This is a genomic window from Pseudomonas sp. CGJS7 (genome assembly GCF_036961695.1).
Genome location: NZ_JBAMDI010000013.1, coordinates 120,663 through 135,934, shown reverse-complemented (window position 1 = coordinate 135,934; position 15,272 = coordinate 120,663). Strand labels below are relative to the sequence as shown.

13 protein-coding genes are annotated in these 15,272 nt (G+C 63.8%); 5 read left to right on the top strand and 8 right to left on the bottom strand.

Annotated features, from left to right (window positions below):
- The first annotated feature begins 253 nt into the window (after positions 1-253).
- The 3 genes from V7787_RS11060 (at position 254) to V7787_RS11050 (ending at position 4,612) form a co-directional block, all read left to right on the top strand.
- Positions 254-1,441: a porin gene (locus V7787_RS11060; RefSeq protein ID WP_010953581.1), complete on the top strand. Its 1,188-nt coding sequence runs from the start codon at positions 254-256 to the stop codon at positions 1,439-1,441.
- A 140-nt stretch (positions 1,442-1,581) separates the two neighbouring features.
- Entirely contained in the window at positions 1,582-2,745 is a 1,164-nt protein-coding gene (gene nosP, locus V7787_RS11055; protein ID WP_003254110.1) for a nitric oxide-sensing protein NosP, read from the top strand.
- On the top strand, positions 2,714-4,612 hold the full coding sequence (locus V7787_RS11050; protein WP_336088020.1) for a PAS domain-containing hybrid sensor histidine kinase/response regulator: 1,899 nt from the start codon (positions 2,714-2,716) through the stop codon (positions 4,610-4,612). Before nosP ends, V7787_RS11050 begins: the two co-directional genes overlap by 32 nt.
- Positions 4,613-4,657: 45 nt before the next feature.
- Here the strand turns inward: V7787_RS11050 and V7787_RS11045 are convergent, their stop codons facing one another.
- The 6 genes from V7787_RS11045 to V7787_RS11020 all read right to left on the bottom strand — a co-directional run bounded on the left by V7787_RS11045 (position 4,658) and on the right by V7787_RS11020 (position 9,944).
- On the bottom strand, positions 4,658-5,323 hold the full coding sequence (locus V7787_RS11045; protein ID WP_003254108.1) for a response regulator: 666 nt from the start codon (positions 5,321-5,323) through the stop codon (positions 4,658-4,660).
- 54 nt (positions 5,324-5,377) lie between these two features.
- Positions 5,378-5,938 (bottom strand): PQQ-dependent catabolism-associated CXXCW motif protein, encoded by a 561-nt coding sequence (locus V7787_RS11040; RefSeq protein ID WP_064490934.1) that lies wholly within the window; start codon positions 5,936-5,938, stop codon positions 5,378-5,380.
- 267 nt (positions 5,939-6,205) lie between these two features.
- The gene (locus V7787_RS11035; protein WP_004574210.1) at positions 6,206-6,997 is read right to left on the bottom strand and encodes an ABC transporter permease; all 792 of its coding nucleotides are present in this window, start codon (positions 6,995-6,997) and stop codon (positions 6,206-6,208) included.
- Positions 6,994-7,734 carry an ABC transporter ATP-binding protein gene (locus V7787_RS11030; RefSeq protein WP_064490935.1) on the bottom strand — a complete coding sequence of 247 codons (741 nt, stop codon included), beginning with the start codon at positions 7,732-7,734 and terminating at the stop codon, positions 6,994-6,996. Before V7787_RS11030 ends, V7787_RS11035 begins: the two co-directional genes overlap by 4 nt.
- The gene (locus tag V7787_RS11025; protein ID WP_064490936.1) at positions 7,731-8,720 is read right to left on the bottom strand and encodes a YVTN family beta-propeller repeat protein; all 990 of its coding nucleotides are present in this window, start codon (positions 8,718-8,720) and stop codon (positions 7,731-7,733) included. Before V7787_RS11025 ends, V7787_RS11030 begins: the two co-directional genes overlap by 4 nt.
- Before the next feature lie 30 nt (positions 8,721-8,750).
- Positions 8,751-9,944, bottom strand: a complete 1,194-nt coding sequence (locus V7787_RS11020; protein WP_336088012.1) for an ABC transporter substrate-binding protein — start codon at positions 9,942-9,944, stop codon at positions 8,751-8,753.
- A 150-nt stretch (positions 9,945-10,094) separates the two neighbouring features.
- Here V7787_RS11020 and V7787_RS11015 point away from each other — a divergent pair, with 150 nt between their 5' ends.
- Entirely contained in the window at positions 10,095-11,369 is a 1,275-nt protein-coding gene (locus V7787_RS11015; protein WP_336088010.1) for a HAMP domain-containing sensor histidine kinase, read from the top strand.
- Positions 11,369-12,007, top strand: coding sequence for a response regulator (locus tag V7787_RS11010; RefSeq protein WP_003254098.1), 639 nt, complete (start codon positions 11,369-11,371; stop codon positions 12,005-12,007). Before V7787_RS11015 ends, V7787_RS11010 begins: the two co-directional genes overlap by 1 nt.
- A 525-nt stretch (positions 12,008-12,532) precedes the next feature.
- Here V7787_RS11010 and V7787_RS11005 read toward each other — a convergent pair.
- Positions 12,533-13,192 (bottom strand): pentapeptide repeat-containing protein, encoded by a 660-nt coding sequence (locus tag V7787_RS11005; RefSeq protein WP_180688273.1) that lies wholly within the window; start codon positions 13,190-13,192, stop codon positions 12,533-12,535.
- Between the two features lie 66 nt (positions 13,193-13,258).
- On the bottom strand, positions 13,259-15,154 hold the full coding sequence (gene exaA, locus V7787_RS11000) for a quinoprotein ethanol dehydrogenase (RefSeq protein ID WP_064490939.1): 1,896 nt from the start codon (positions 15,152-15,154) through the stop codon (positions 13,259-13,261).
- Positions 15,155-15,272: the final 118 nt, after the last annotated feature.

Here is a 15,272-nt window from a genome sequence, read left to right as displayed (position 1 = left end):
AAATGTGGGAGCGGGCGAGCCCGCGAAGGGCCGCAAGGCGGCCCCGGTTCATTCAATCGTATTGATACCCGCCTGCCACTCCTGCCTGAGCCATAAGTCTCGAACCAGGACCCAAGCAGGTACCGGGACCAAATCACCGGGTCGCACCCTCCCGCCCCAAAGCACTCGCCACCCCACGCCAAAGCAGCGTTCCTGGCAATTTGCCGCCTTCTGATAATCGCCTCCGACATCCCGTCCCCGTTTGGAGCGCGCCATGCACAACAACAATAAGCACCTGCCGCCTCGTTTTCTCGCAGCCGCCATCGCCAGCTTTTCTGCGCTTGGCCTGAGCAGCGTCGCCGAAGCCGAGATCATGCTGTACGACAAGGACCAGACGACGTTTTCCACCGATGGCTATATCAACGCCTTCTACGTCAACAGCGAGGTCGACCGTGAGGGCGAGCAGTTTGACCGCCGCCAGTCGCGGGTGAAGATGGGCTTCTTGCCCAACTACCTCGGCTTCAACATGGGCAAGCAGGTGGATGACCTGAAGCTCGGCGCCCGTGCCTCGTTCTGGGTAACCATCAACGACAGTGAAACCAACGGCACCGACACCGCCATCGACGTGCGCCAGTTCTATGGCACGGTGGCCAACCCCGAGTGGGGCGAGGTGCTGATCGGCAAGGACTTCGGGCTGTTCGCCCGTTCCAACATTCTGCTCGACGAACTGCTGGCCGGCTATGGCCAGGTCAGCGACACCCTGGGGCTGGTGGACGGCGGCGGGGTGTCGTTCGGCAACATTGGCAGCGGTTACCCATACCCGTTCCCTACCTCGCAGATCACCTACCGTACGCCCGTGATGGAGGGCCTGCGGGTGGCGGTGGGCATCATGGACCCGGTCGACACCAACGACAGCAGCCCGACCGGAAAGGCCTACCAGGAAAACCCACGCACCGAGAGCGAGATCACCTACCAGTTCGACCTGGGTGGGGCGCAGATCTACAGCTGGGTCAACGGCAGTTACCAGACCTCGGACAATACTGACTCCACGGTAGAAACGATCACTTCCAAGGGGGTGGGTTACGGGGTGCAGGCAAAGATGGGCGGCTGGTCGCTGACCGGCTCGGGGTTCCAGGCCAAGGGCATCAACCCGTTCTTCACCAACAATGCCGGCGAACCGGTTTTGCGCAACGTCGACAGTGATGGCTACCTGCTGCAGGGCTCGTACAAGTTCGGCAAGAACCGCGTGGCGCTGTCCTATGGCAAGACCAAGGACGATGGCAACGGTGCGGTTGGCAGCGGCGCGGACTACGAGACCCGGGGTGTGGCGCTGTTCCATGACATCAACGACAACCTGAAACTGGTGGCCGAGTACAACCAGTTTTCCATCGACGGGCATGACACCAGTGCGCAGAACGAAGACACCGATACCTTTGCGGTGGGCGCGGTGTTGACCTGGTAAGCGGCCGGGGCCGCAAGGCGGCCCCGAATGACACGGTCTTTTACGCCCATGGAACCGCCCACCCGCTACCCAAGTAGCATTCGTCACCCACCACCTGCTTCTTAAACTGATCACTCAGCCACCCCGTGCCGGAGACCACGATGCAGCAGGCTCATAACGACGGTGTGGTCAGTGCCATGTCTCAGGCTACCGACGCACGGCTGGCCGCTCAGGACCTGGCGCGGCAGTTGTTGCACCCGCACCTGGGTTTCGTGTTGTTCTTCTGCTCCGCCGAATACGACTTGCAGGCTTTGGGCGAAGCATTGGAACAGGACTTTGGCGGCATACGCCTGGTCGGCTGCACCAGCGCCGGTGAAATCACCCCGCTGGGCTACGGCCGCAATTGCGTGACGGCGGTGGGCTTCGATCACCGGCACTTTTCGATCGCCACCGCGTTGATCGATGAAATGGAGCGCTTCAGCCTGATCGACGCGCAACAGATGGTCGAGCGGCTGGTCGGCACCTGCCGCAGCAATACCCTGGCGCCAATCAAGGGCCACAGCTTTGCACTCACGCTGCTCGATGGCTTGTCCAGCCGCGAGGAGATGGTGCTTGCCGCACTCAGCGCAGCACTGGGGGATATCCCGCACTTCGGCGGCTCGGCCGGTGACGACAACTACCTGAACCGCACCCATGTGTATTACGGCGGTACATTCCACAACGGTGCAGCCGTGGTGGTGCTGGTCAACACCTGGCTCGACTTCGAAGTGTTCACCACGCATCACATCCTGCCGCGCCAGGAAAAGCTGGTGGTCACCGGTGCCGACAGCGCCCAGCGCCGGGTTTTCGAACTGAATGCCGAGCCGGCGGCCGAGGAATATGCCCGCCACATCGGTGTGCCCGTGGCTGCGCTCGATCACCGGGTGTTCGCCGCCCACCCGCTGGCCGTGCGCATTCATGATCAGTACTACGTGCGGGCGATCCAGCAAATGCACCCTGACCTCAGCTTGAGCTTCTACTGCGCGGTGGAGAACGGCATCGTGCTCACGGCCATGACCCCGGGCCCGCTGCTGCCGAACCTGCACCAGCTGTTCGATGGCCTGCACCAGCGTCTCGGACCGTTGCTGCTGACCATCGGTTGTGATTGTTTCCTGCGGCGGCTGGAACTGGAGGCCCACCACGGCCTGGAGCCGGTCGGCGCGTTCCTGCGCGAGCAACGGGTGATCGGCTTCAACACCTACGGAGAACAGTTCAATGGCATGCACATCAACCAGACCTTCACCGGGGTCGCCATTGCCCGCAACCGGCCTCCTGTCGGTCGCTGAACTGCAGGCCGAGCTGACCCGGCTGCAGCACCAGAACCACAAGCTGCAGCGCATCAATGACGCACTGATCGAGCGCATCGAGTCGGGCGTGACCCGGGGCAACGACCCATACGCCGCGTTCCAGCATTCAGTGGTGCTGGCCGAGCAGGTGCGCGAACGCACCGATGCGTTGAACCAGGCCATGGCCGAGCTCAAGGCCGTCAACCGCCTGCTCAGCGAGGCCCGGCAGCGGGCCGAGACGGCCCACCAGCACCAGATTCGCCTGATTACCGACAACGTACCGGCACTGATCGCCTACCTGAACGCCGATCTGGTCTACGAATTCACCAACAAGGTTTACGAAGAATGGTATTGCTGGCCGCATGGCGTGATGCTGGGCCAGAGCCTGCGCGAGGCCCACAGCGAGCAGCACTACCAGCGCCTGGAAGGCTATGTGGCGCGGGCGCTGGCGGGGGAGAGCGTGACGTTCGAGTTCGCCGAGACCAATATCAACGGCCAGGAACGCTACATGCTGCGTTCCTACGTGCCGAACCGCCTGGCCAGTGGCGAAGTGGTGGGCATTTTCGTGCTGATCCGCGACATCACCGAGCGCCGCAACACCGCACAGGCGTTGCACCAGGCGTATCAGCACCTGGAGCAACGGGTGCGCGAGCGCACTGCCGAACTGACCAGCCTCAACGACCAGTTGTTGCGCGAAATCGAAGAGCGCAGCCAGGCCGAGTCGCGTCTGCGCGAGGCCAAGCGCGAGGCCGAGCAGGCCAACCTGTCGAAAACCAAGTTCCTTGCTGCGGTCAGCCATGACCTGCTGCAACCGCTGAACGCGGCGCGGCTGTTCACCAGTGCGTTGCTCGAGCGCGACGAGCCGCAAAACGCTGCCCACCTGGTGCGTAATGTCAGCAATTCGCTGGAGGATGTAGAAAACCTGTTAGGCACGCTGGTGGATATTTCCAAGCTGGATGCTGGCGTGATCAAGGCCGATGTCGCCCCGTTCGCCCTCCACGAACTGATGGACAACCTGGCTGCCGAATACGCCCAGGTGGCGCGTAGCGAAGGGTTAGAGCTGCATTTTGTGGGGTGTTCTGCCGTCGTGCGCAGTGACATCCAGCTGCTGGCGCGCATCTTGCGCAACCTGCTCAGCAATGCCATCCGCTACACCCGCAGCGGGCGCGTGGTGCTGGGGTGTCGGCGCCTGCGCGGTGGCGTGCGGATTGAAGTTTGGGACAGCGGCATCGGCATTGCCGAAGAACACCTGGAAGACATGTTCCTGGAGTTCAAGCGGGGTGATGTGCAGCGCCCGGACCAGGACCGTGGGCTGGGCCTGGGCCTGGCAATCGTGGAGAAGATCGCCGGCATCCTCGGCCACCGGATCCGCGTGCGTTCATGGCTGGGCAAAGGCTCGGTGTTCGCTGTCGAGGTGCCGCTGAGCGCCACTGCACCCAAGGCCCAGCCGAGCCAGGCGATCTGCGAGCCAATGCTCGAACGCCTGCGCGGGGCGCGGGTGTGGGTGCTGGATAACGATGCGGCGATTTGCGCGGGCATGCGCACCTTGCTGGAAGGTTGGGGCTGCCGGGTGGTCACTGCGCTGTCGGAGGAAGACCTGGCGCGCCAGGTGGACAACTACCACGCCGAGGCCGACCTGCTGATTGCCGACTACCACCTGGACAATGACTGCAATGGTGTCGACGCCGTAGCGCGGATCAATGCCCGCCGCGCCCAGCCGCTACCGGCGCTGATGATCACGGCCAACTACAGCAACGATCTCAAGCAGCAGATCCGCGAGCTGGGTCACACGCTGATGCACAAGCCCGTAAGGCCGATGAAACTCAAGACGGCGATGAGCCATCTGCTGGCCACTGGTGTGGCATAGCGGTTGGCCGCTTCGCGGGTTTACCCGCGAAGCGGCCGGAACAGGTCAACGGCGCAGATAATCAGCAAAATCGATATCGCCAGCACTGAGGATGGCTTGTACCCGGTTGTGCACATTGAGTTTGCGCAAGATCGCCGAAACGTGGGCCTTGACTGTGGTTTCGGCGATGTCCAGCGTGTAGGCGATCTGCTTGTTCGATTCGCCTTTGGTCATGCGCTCGAGCACCAGCAGTTGCTTGCGGGTCAGGGCCTGGAGCATTTCCGGCGGGAAGCTCGGGGCATCGTTATGGCGCCGGCTGGTACTGCTTTTTTGCGCGCGGATGATGTCTGGCGGCAGGTAGACGTTGCCATTGAGGATCTGCTCGATCGCTTCGATCATCTGTGAGCGTGGCGACGACTTGGTGATGAAGCCCACGGCACCGTAGGTAATGGCCTGCAGCACGATCTGCTTTTCCTGCTCGGCCGAAACGATGACCACCGGCGTGGTCGGCGCCTCGTTGCGCAGGGTGATCAGGCCGTTGAGGCCGTGCATGCCGGGCATGTTCAGGTCGAGCAGGATCAGGTCGAGGTCGTCATGCGCCTGGGTCAGGGCCAGGGCGCTTTCAAGGTCGGCGGTCTCCATGACCTCGCTGCCCTGGAAACCATCGCTGATGACATTGTGGATGGCTTCGCGAAACAGGGGGTGATCGTCGGCAATCAGAATTTTGTACATGGCCTTTTCACCTTGTTTTTATTGGATGGAGCGGGGCACGCATACGCAGGCATTTCAGGGGAACGGCACCGGTTGTGCCGGCTGCAATGGCAGGTTGGCTTGCTGCCAGGCATCCAGGCCGTCGCGGTACCAATACAGGTTGTTATAGCCCAAGGCTTTCGCGCGTTTTACCGCGTTCCAGCTTAACCAGCAATCGGAGCGGCAGTAAAAGACCAGTGGTTGGTCCGGGTGCCCGGCCGTGGCTTTTTGCAGGTTGCGCACGAAGTAGTCCTGCCAGGCCGGGTTCAGTTCGCCGTCGCCGGTGTTGGCCAGCCACAGGCTGCCGGGGAGGTTGCTGTGCGGTTCGTCTTCGATGAAGCGACCTTGCAGCCATTGACGGCGATAGACGTCGATCAGCACCGGCCGGGGCGTCTGACCCAGCAGGCCTTGCAGTGTGGCGGTGTCGACGACCTGGCCGCCTTCGACCTGTTGCGGGGTCGGGCTGCGATAGTGCGTGGTGCGATAGCCGTCGGCGGAGAACAGCGGCGCCGTGTCAGCCTGGGCGATACCTAGCGTCAGGCTCAGCGAAAGCACCGCCAGCAAGGGGCGTGGCAGCCGGGGCAGGGCACGTGGCATGGAGGTTTTTCCTTTTTGTTATGGACTCATTACATGCCAGTGGCGGTGCTTTGTGAATGCGACGATAGACAGTAAATGCAGTACTAAAGTAGTAGATGGCCGGGCGCCTGAAGGCAGGGAGACGCCCAAGGTGTGGGAGCGGCCTTGTGTCGCGAAAGGGCTGCGCAGCAGCCCCGGCAATGGGTGCGGTGCAGCTGAAATCTAGGGGCCGCTTTGCGGCCCAATCGCGACGCAAGGCCGCTCCCACACGCGTTACACGCCAGGTTTTCAGCGCGGCTTGCGCAGCGCTGCATGCTGGGGGTTGAAGGTGAGGATCGCCAGCAGGGTGAACAGCCCGGTCAAGCCCAGGCACACCGCCAGCGCCAGCAGGTTCAACCGCTCATAAAGTGCAAACCGCACCAGCTCTACGGCATGGGTGAACGGGTTCACAGCACACAGCCAGTACAACCACTGGCTGGCCTCGCGCATTTTCCACAACGGGTACAGCGCCGACGACAGGAAGAACAGCGGGAAGATCACGAAGTTCATCACCCCGGCGAAGTTCTCCAGCTGGCGGATGGCGTTCGACAGCAATAGCCCCAAGGCACTGAGCATGAAGGCCACCAGCAGCAACGCTGGCAGCGCCATCAGCAGGCCTGCAGCCGGTGGCTGTACCCCGTATAACCAGGCGATGGCGAGGAAGGCATAGACTTGCAGCAGGGAAATCAATGAAGTTGCCAGCAGTTTGCTGCCCAGCAGGAACGGGCGTGGCAGCGGGCTGGTCAGCAACACGCGCATGCTGCCCATCTCGCGGTCGTAGACCATCGACAGCGAGCCCTGCATGCCGTTGAACAGCAGAATCATGCAGGCCAGGCCGGGGATGATGTACACCTCGTAGGGGATGTAGGTGTCGTAGGGTTCGATGATGGCAATGCCCAGCGCTGCGCGAAAGCCGGCAGCGAATACCAGCAACCACAGCAGCGGGCGCACCAGCGCGCTGAGCAGGCGTGTACGCTGCAGCACGAAGCGCAGCCATTCGCGCAGCATGATGCCGTTGAAACATTGCCAGTAAGCGTTCATCGGGCGTTGGCTCCTGAGGGGGCGTTGGTCAGGCGGGCAAAGGCGTGATCGAGGTCACCGCCGTGCTCAAGGCTCAGCGCATCGGCGGTGCCACTGGCCACCAGGCGCCCCTGATGCAGAATCAACAGGTCATCGCTGGGCTGCACTTCGTCCAGCAGGTGAGTGGCCCACAACACACTGAGCTGCTGCTCGCGGCACAACCGGCGCAGGTGCTGGTTAAGCGCCAGGCGGCTGGCCGGGTCGAGGCCGACGCTGGCTTCGTCCAGCAGCAGCAGGCGCGGTTCATGCAGCAGCGCGCGGGCAATTTCCACCCGCCGCCGATGGCCGATGTTCAGCTCACGCACACGATCGCGCCGGCGTTCGCCAAGGCCTTGGCGGGCCAGTTCGGCTTCGACCCGCAGGTGGCTCTGACGCCGCGACAGGCCATGCAAGGCGGCGTGGTAGCGCAGGTTCTGCTCAACGCTCAGGTCCAGGTCCAGGGTGCTTTGCTGAAACACCACGCCCAGCTGGCGCAAGGCTGGGCGTGCAGCGTTGCGCAGCGAGCAGCCGCACACGCGGATGTCGCCATGCTGCAGGTCGTACAGGCGTGTGAGCAGGGCGATCAAGGTCGACTTGCCGGCACCATTGGGGCCCAGCAATGCGGCGAAGCGCCCGGGTGCCAGGCTGAAACCGACCTGCCGGAGTGCCTCGCGCTGGCCATAGGCAAAGCTCACGCCACTGACGTCGAGGGCGTTCATGGTGTCACCACCACGCCCCAGGGGTAGCGCCCGACCTTCACCGACTTGAGCACTTTGAGCTGCTGCGCATCGATGACCGAAACGTCACCGCTGACACCGTTGGTGGCCAGCAACTGGCTCTGGTCCGGGGTGAATGCCAGCTGCCAGACCCGCCGCCCGACCAGCAGGTAGTCGAGCACATCAAAGGTCTTGGCATCGATCACCGCCACGTGGTTGGCCGGGCCCAAGGCGACGAAGGCGTACTTGCCATCGGCGCTGAGCTTGATGCCCACTGGCTGGACTTTGTCCGGGTGCACGCCCTTGATCTGGAAGTTCAGGGTTTTCAGCACCTGGCGCGTGGCCACGTCGAGTATGGTCACCGTGCCGCCGATTTCTGCCGAGGCCCACAGGCGCGAACCGTCTTTGCTGAACTCGACGAAGCGCGGGCGCTGGTCGACCAGCGTGCTGTCGGCCAGGGTCTGGGTGCTGGTGTCGATCCAGTGCAGCATGTTGGTGGTTTCGCTGGTGTTGACCGCCCACTTGCCGTCGGGGCTGACCGCCATGCCTTCGGGTTCGATGCCGACTTCGATCTGGCCGAGCACCTTGTCGGTGACGGTGTCGATCACCGTCACCAGCGCATCGTCCTCGTTTGATACATACAGCCAGCGGTCGTTGGGGTGCAGGGCGAACTGCTCGGGGTCCTTGCCGGAAGGCAGCTCCTTGATGATCTTGCGGGTGGCCACGTCCATCACCTGCACCCGGTCCGAATCGCTGGCGCAGATGTACAGCAGCTTGCTGTCGTGTGACAGCAGCAAGCCACGCGGGCGCTGGCCCACCGGCAGGGTTTCGGTGACTTCCAGCGTTTGCAGGTCGATCAGGCTGAGGCTGTTGTCCTTCTCGTTGGAGACCCAGGCGGTGGCAGCCATGGCGTGACTGCTGGCCAGCGCCAGGGCGCCCGACAGCAGGCTGGGGTAAAGCAGGGCCCGGTGGAAGAGGGGGAGGCGCATGGCGGATTCCTTATTGTTGTGGTTGTCGGGTCAGGGGTAGCTACACGTCACTTCGGGCTTGTCATAGCCCAGGCTGTCCATTTCGTTGAAGGGATGCAGGAAGCCCTCCTGCGGCGAGGTGCTGACCAGGGCGCGGGGCTGAACCAACGGGATCGGCTGGCGCAGTTCGCCGTTCCACGGGCGGTAACTGAGCTTGCGCCCCTTGAAGCCGTCCAGCGGCAACTGCTCGCTGAGCAGCAGTTGCTGCAGCGCGCGAGGTTCGGCCAGGCGCAGCTTGCTGGCCGCACTGGCGACACTGCGCACAGCCATCCAGGCGGCGAAGTCACGGTCATTCATCCAGCGCCCGGCCTGGGCCTCGAAGCGTTTTTGCAACTGCGCCGCCCCGAAGGTTTCCACGGTCTTGTGCCAGCCCGTGGGGGTCAGGCCCTGGGTACCGGCCACCGGGCGTGGATACCACGTCTGGTAGGGCAGGTACTCGCCGAAGTCACCGCGCTCGTCGGCCACCAGTACCACGTCGTATTCGGCTGTCTGGGTGAACAGCGGCATGTCGGCCTGGGCGCTGCGGCGCTGGTCGTTGTCGAAGGTCCAGGTTTTTTCCGCGACCAGTTGCACGCCAAAGCGCTTCACCGACCGCCGCAGGGCAGCGGCGTAAGCCTGGTCGTCCGGGGTCTGGCCGACCACCAGCAATGCCCGTTGCCATTTGCGCAGTACCAGGAACTGCGCCAAGGCATCGGCCAGCATGGCCCGGCTCGGCAGGCTGTGCAGGACATTGCTCAGGCACTGGCTGCTGCGCAGGCTGTCGTCGGGGCTGCCGGCGTTGAACAACAGGCTGTCGGGCAGGGCGGTAGACAGCGCGCGCAGGCTGGCGGCCGGGGCATTTACCACGAACAGGCGCAGGCCTTGTTCATGTTGGGCCCTGGCGGCTTGCAGCAGGGCCTCGGGGCTGTCGACATTGGCGCTGGTCAGCTGAAATTGCTGCTTCAGGAAGCGCCCGGTGCTGTTGCTGTCGACAATGGCCAGTTCGGCACCTTGTAGCCCGGCATCGCCGGGTTCGGGGATGACGTTGGACAGCAGCGGGCCAGCGGCGGGGCGATAGCCCAGGTAGCCGATGCGTATGTGCAGCGGGGCTGCGGCCTGGCCCTGAGCAGCGGGCGCCAGGGGCGTAGCCAGCGTTGCGGCCAAGGCCAGCAGGCAGGTCAAGGCAAGGTGGGCAGGCTGGCGCATAACACACTCCACGGCAGATGGCGCCAGCATAGGAAGCCCGCCGGGAGGGGGGAATATGCAGAAAGTAGCGCTCGGCCGGTACCAAGGTAGTAATTCAGTGCGCAGGCTGCAGTTTTACGATGGTCCACAACAGCCTGAGGAGAACCGCTTGTGCGCCTTGTCAACTTGTCGGCCCTGTGGCGAGTCAACCTCTGGGTCACGTTATGCTTCGCCTTGGTGACGCTGGCTTGTGCCGGGGTGCTGTTGCACCAGGCGGTGGCCGACGTCGAGCGTGAGTTGCAGTCAGCCGAAGCCGTGGTGGCATACCTGGGCGACACCGCCGAACGCGACCCGGCAAACCTGCAGCCCGGCTTGACCAAGAGCCTGCGCCATGTGCGGGTGCATTGGCTGGCAGCGGGTGAGGTGCCAAGGCTGCCGCAAGAAGCCGGTATCGATGCCTGGCTCGGCCGCCAGTTGTTCGGCGAGCGCTACCAAAGCAGCCGGCTGCTGGACTTGAGTGATGGCCGTCGCGTGTTGATTGCCGTGGATGCGCGGGATGAAATCGATGAAGTCTGGGACTCCCTGCAACAACTGCTTGGCGTTTGTGGCCTGGCGTTGTTGCTTAGCCTGTTGACCATCCGCTGGGCGGTACGGCGGGCCATGGGCCTGCTGGATGAGCTGCTGGGCGCCTTGCACCAGGTCTCAGGCGGGCAATTGACGGCACGCCTGCGCGAAGCCGGCCTGCCGGAAGCGCGCCAGCTGGCCAAACATTTCAACCGCATGGCCGCAGCCCTGGAGCAGGCCCAGGCCGACAATACCCAGCTGACCCAGGCCCTGCTGGCAGTGCAGGAGCAGGAGCGTACACAGCTGGCGCAGACCCTGCACGATGATCTGGGGCAATACCTGGCAGGCATGCGTGCCCAGCTATGCCTGCTGCGTATGGTGGCCGAACAGCCTGAAGTGGTGACGCAGACGGCGCAGGCCCTTGAATTCAATTGCGAGCGCCTGCAGCAAGGTTTTCGCGCGCTGGTGCACAACTTGTATCCGGTGGCGCTGCACTACATGCCGCTGGCCGAGGCCTTCGGGCTGTTGGTGAGCCAGTGGCAGGCCAGCCAGGGCATCGAATGCCGGCTGCGGGTTGGCGAGCACTTGCCGGCGCTGACTGGGCCGAGCAGAACGCATTTGTACCGCTTGCTGCAGGAGGCGTTGACCAACGTCGCCCGGCATGCCGGTGCCAGCCAGGTGCGGGTGCGCCTGCAGCGCAGTCGCAAGGGCTTGCGCCTGTTCATTCGCGACAACGGCTGCGGCGCCCACCAGCCCCAGCGCCCAGGGGTAGGCCTGCACTCGATGGCCGAGCGCGCCCGCAGCCTTGGGGGGGAGTTACGCATTTTCAGCCGCCCGGGCGGTGGCTGGGCGCTGGCCCTTAACATTCCCGAGGAGGTGTGATGAATATCGTGTTGGTCGATGACCACGCCGTGGTCCGCCAGGGCTACGCCAGCTTGCTGCGGGCGGTGCTGCCATTGGTGCAGGTGCGTGAGGCCGCCAGTGGTGAAGAGGCGCTGGCCAGGGTACAGGAGCAGGTGCCCAACCTGGTGATCATGGATTTTGGCCTGCCCGGTATCAGTGGCCTGGAAACCACCCGCCGTCTGCGCCAGCGCCTGCCGCAGTTGCGGGTGCTGTTTTTCAGCATGCACGACGAGCTGCCGCTGGTGCGCCAGGCGCTGGATGCGGGGGCTTCGGGCTACCTGACCAAGAACTCTGCGCCCGAGGTGCTGATCGAGGCGGTGCAGCGGGTATTGGCCGGGCATGCCTACATCGAGCAGCCCCTGGCCACCCAGCTGGCTTGCCTGTCACAGCAAAGTACCAGTGACCCCCGGTTGCAGCGCATGACCCAGCGCGAACTGGAGATATTCACGATGCTGGCCAAGGGTACCCCGGCGCGGGTGATTGCCGAGCAGTTGTGTATCAGTGCCAAGACCGTGTCCAACCACCTGACCTTGCTCAAGAGCAAGTTGCAGGTCAGCTCGCATGCCGAGCTGGTGCATCTGGGGATTGACCTGGGGGTGGTGCGGGTGGCGGGGTGAGGTATTTCATTGCACCTGTTGGGGCAGCGTCGCAGCCCACCGCGCACAACGGAATGTGTCCACCACCGATCTGTGTACAACCACCGATGTGCGGCCACCACCGATCCGGTGTAGGAGCGGGTTCACCCGCGAATACTGTAGCGGCAGCAACAGTGAACGGCGGGCAGAAATTGGCCAGCAGGGCCGGCCCTTTCGCGGGTAAACCCGCTCCTACGGACGGCCTGTGTACAACCACCGATGTGCGCCCACCACCAATCCGGTGTAGGAGCGGGTTTACCCGCGAATACGATGACGGCGGCAACGGCGAACGGCGGGTGGAAATTGGCCAGCAGGGCCGGCCCTTTCGCGGGTGAACCCGCTCCTACACGGCGGCCTGCGCCCAACCACCGATGCGTGTCCACCACCGATCTATGTGTGTAGGAGCGGGTTTACCCGCGAATACGGTGGCTGCGGCAACGGTGAACGGCGGGTGGAGATTGGCCAGCAGGCCCGGCCCTTTCGCGGGTAAACCCGCTCCTACAGGCCTCATTTGTCCCAGGTCTCAGGGCACCCCTTGCACCCCTCCATGTTGGCCTCCTGAAAATTCCCGTAATGCTGCCGCGCCCCGCGCAAATCGGCGCGTGCCAGGTTGCTCTGGCCAAACTTGGCTTCCTGCAGGTTGGCATCGCCCAGGTTGGCCTCTTGCAGGTCAGCCTTGCTCAACCAGGCCATCTCCAGGTCCGCCGCCTGCAAGTTGGCCTGCTGCAGCTTTGCCCCGGACAGTCTGGCGAACTGCAGGTAGGCTGCGCGCAGGTCCGCCTTTTCAAACTGTGCGCCCTGGGCGAACAAGCCCCAGCCCTGAATGGCCACCAGCTTGCTGTTGCTCAGGTCGGCCAGGCGCAGATTGCTTTGTTGCAGGCTGGCGCGGGTCAGGTTGGCACCTTGCAGGCGGGCTTTTTCCAGATTTGCCAGGTCCAGCTGGGCATGACGCAGGTCGGCATCGCGCAGGTCGGCACCGGCCAGGTTCATCTTGCGCAGGTCCTGGTTGGCCAGGTTGGCGCCGCGCAGGTTGGCCCCCGGGCACTGGCTGGCTTCGGCAATCACACAGCCGTTGATGGTCAAGGGGGTATCGTTGCCGGCGTCGTCGGCGCTCACTGCCAAGGCAGGGGATAGCGCCAGCAGCAAGGTAAAGGGCAGGTAATTCATGGCAAAAGCCTCTGGGCAGGAGAAGGGCAGAAACGGGGAGGGGCGCAGGCCGCTCCCCGCTGCAGGTCAACGCTGTGCAGTCTTGTTGTCCCAGCTCGGGATCTTGAACACCCAGAACGAACCACCCTGAGCCACCGGCTTGGTCAGCTCGGCCATGTCGCCGCCCCACAGTGGTACTGCACCGCCGTAGCCCACGGTCACGCCGATGTACTGCTCGCCGTCCTGTTCCCAGGTGATGGGCGGCGAGACGATGCCGCTGCCGGTCTGGAACTTCCACAGCTCTTTGCCCGTTTTGGCGTCGAAGGCCTTGAAGAAGCCGTCGCCGGTACCGGTGAACACCAGGTTGCCCTTGGTTGCCAGCACCCCGGCCCACAGCGGCAGGTGCTCCTTGTGTTCCCACACCAGTTTGCCGGTGGACGGGTCCATGGCGCGCAACGTGCCGACGTGGTCGTCGTACATGCGCTTGATACGGAAGCCCATGCCCAGATAAGCCGAGCCCTTCTTGTAGTTCACTTCCTCGGTCCAGTATTCCTCTTTCCACTGGTTGCCGGGGATGTAGAACAGCCCGGTGTCCTGGCTGTAGGCCATGGGGTTCCAGTTCTTGCCGCCCAGGAACGGTGGCGAGACTTCCACCGGCTTGCCCTTGGTTTCACCCGGCAGCGGCTTGGCCGGGCGTTGGCCGGGGTTTTCCACCGGGCGCCCGGTCTTCAGGTCGATATGGCTGGCCCAGGTGATGTTGTCGACGAAGGGGAAAGCGTTCTGCAGCTTGCCGTTGTTCCGGTCAACCACATAGAAGAAACCGTTGCGGTCGGCGTGGGCGGTGGCCTTGACCACGTTGCCGTTCTTGTCCTTGTAGTCGAACAGCACCAGCTCGTTGTTGCCGGAGAAGTCCCAGGCATCGTTGGGGGTGTGCTGGTAGAACCACTTGACCTCGCCGGTGCTCGGGTCGACGCCGACCTGGCCGGAGGTGTACAGGCTGTCGAAGTCATGCGGGTTGCCGTCCTTCGACGTGCGCGCCCAGGTATTCCAAGGGCCGGGGTTGCCAGCGCCGACAATGATGGTGTTGGTTTCGGGGTCGAAGCTCGCGCTTTGCCAAGGGGCACCGCCGCCGTGGCTCCAGGCTTCGACCTTGCCGGTTTCGGTGGTTGGGTCGTCTGGCCAGGACGGCGCCTTGACGTCACCGGTCGGGGTGCTGTCCTTGCCGTTCAGGCGGCCCATGTGGCCCTCGACGAAGGGCCGCATCCACACTTCTTCGCCGGTGTCCGGGTCGCGCGCGAACAGCTGGCCGACCACGCCGAATTCATCGCCGGAGCTGCCGTGGATCAGCAGCACCTTGCCGCTGGTCTTGTCCTTGATCAGCACTGGCGCACCGGTCATGGTGTAGCCGGCGCCGTGGTCGCCGAACTTCTTGTTCCACACCACTTTGCCGGTGCGCTTGTCGAGGGCGATGACTCGCGCATCGAGGGTGCCGAAGTAGATCTTGTCACCGTAGATCGCCGCGCCGCGGTTGACCACGTCGCAGCAGGGACGAATGTTGTCGGGCAGGCGGTGGTTGTAGGTCCACAGGCGTTTGCCGGTCTTGGCATCGAGGGCGAATACCCGCGAGTACGAGCCGGTGACGTAGACCACGCCATCGCTGACGATGGCCTGGGATTCCTGGCCGCGCTGCTTCTCGTCGCCGAAGGAGTAGGACCAGGCCGGGGTCAGCTTGAACACGTTCTTGTCATTGACTTGGGCCAGCGGGCTCCAGCGCTGGGCATTGGTGCCCATGCCGTACTGCAGCACGTCCTGGGTGGTCAGGTGGTCATTGGCGATGTCTTCCCAGGTGACGTTCTTGCCGGCAGGTGCAGCGGGTGTGCTCGCCGCTGTTGCCACATTGCCCAGGGCCAGGCTACCGGCCATCAGCAGGACGCGCATGCTCAGGGCCAGCGGGGAAAGGGCGGGTAGCGATCTTATTGTCATGGTTGCAGTTCCCAGTGGAGGTTTTGGCCTGCACAGGGTGGGGCGCAGCGGCTGTCACGGGATACGGAAAAAGTCCCGCCCTTGCCGGGAATAGTTCCCGCGCGGCACCTCAATTGGC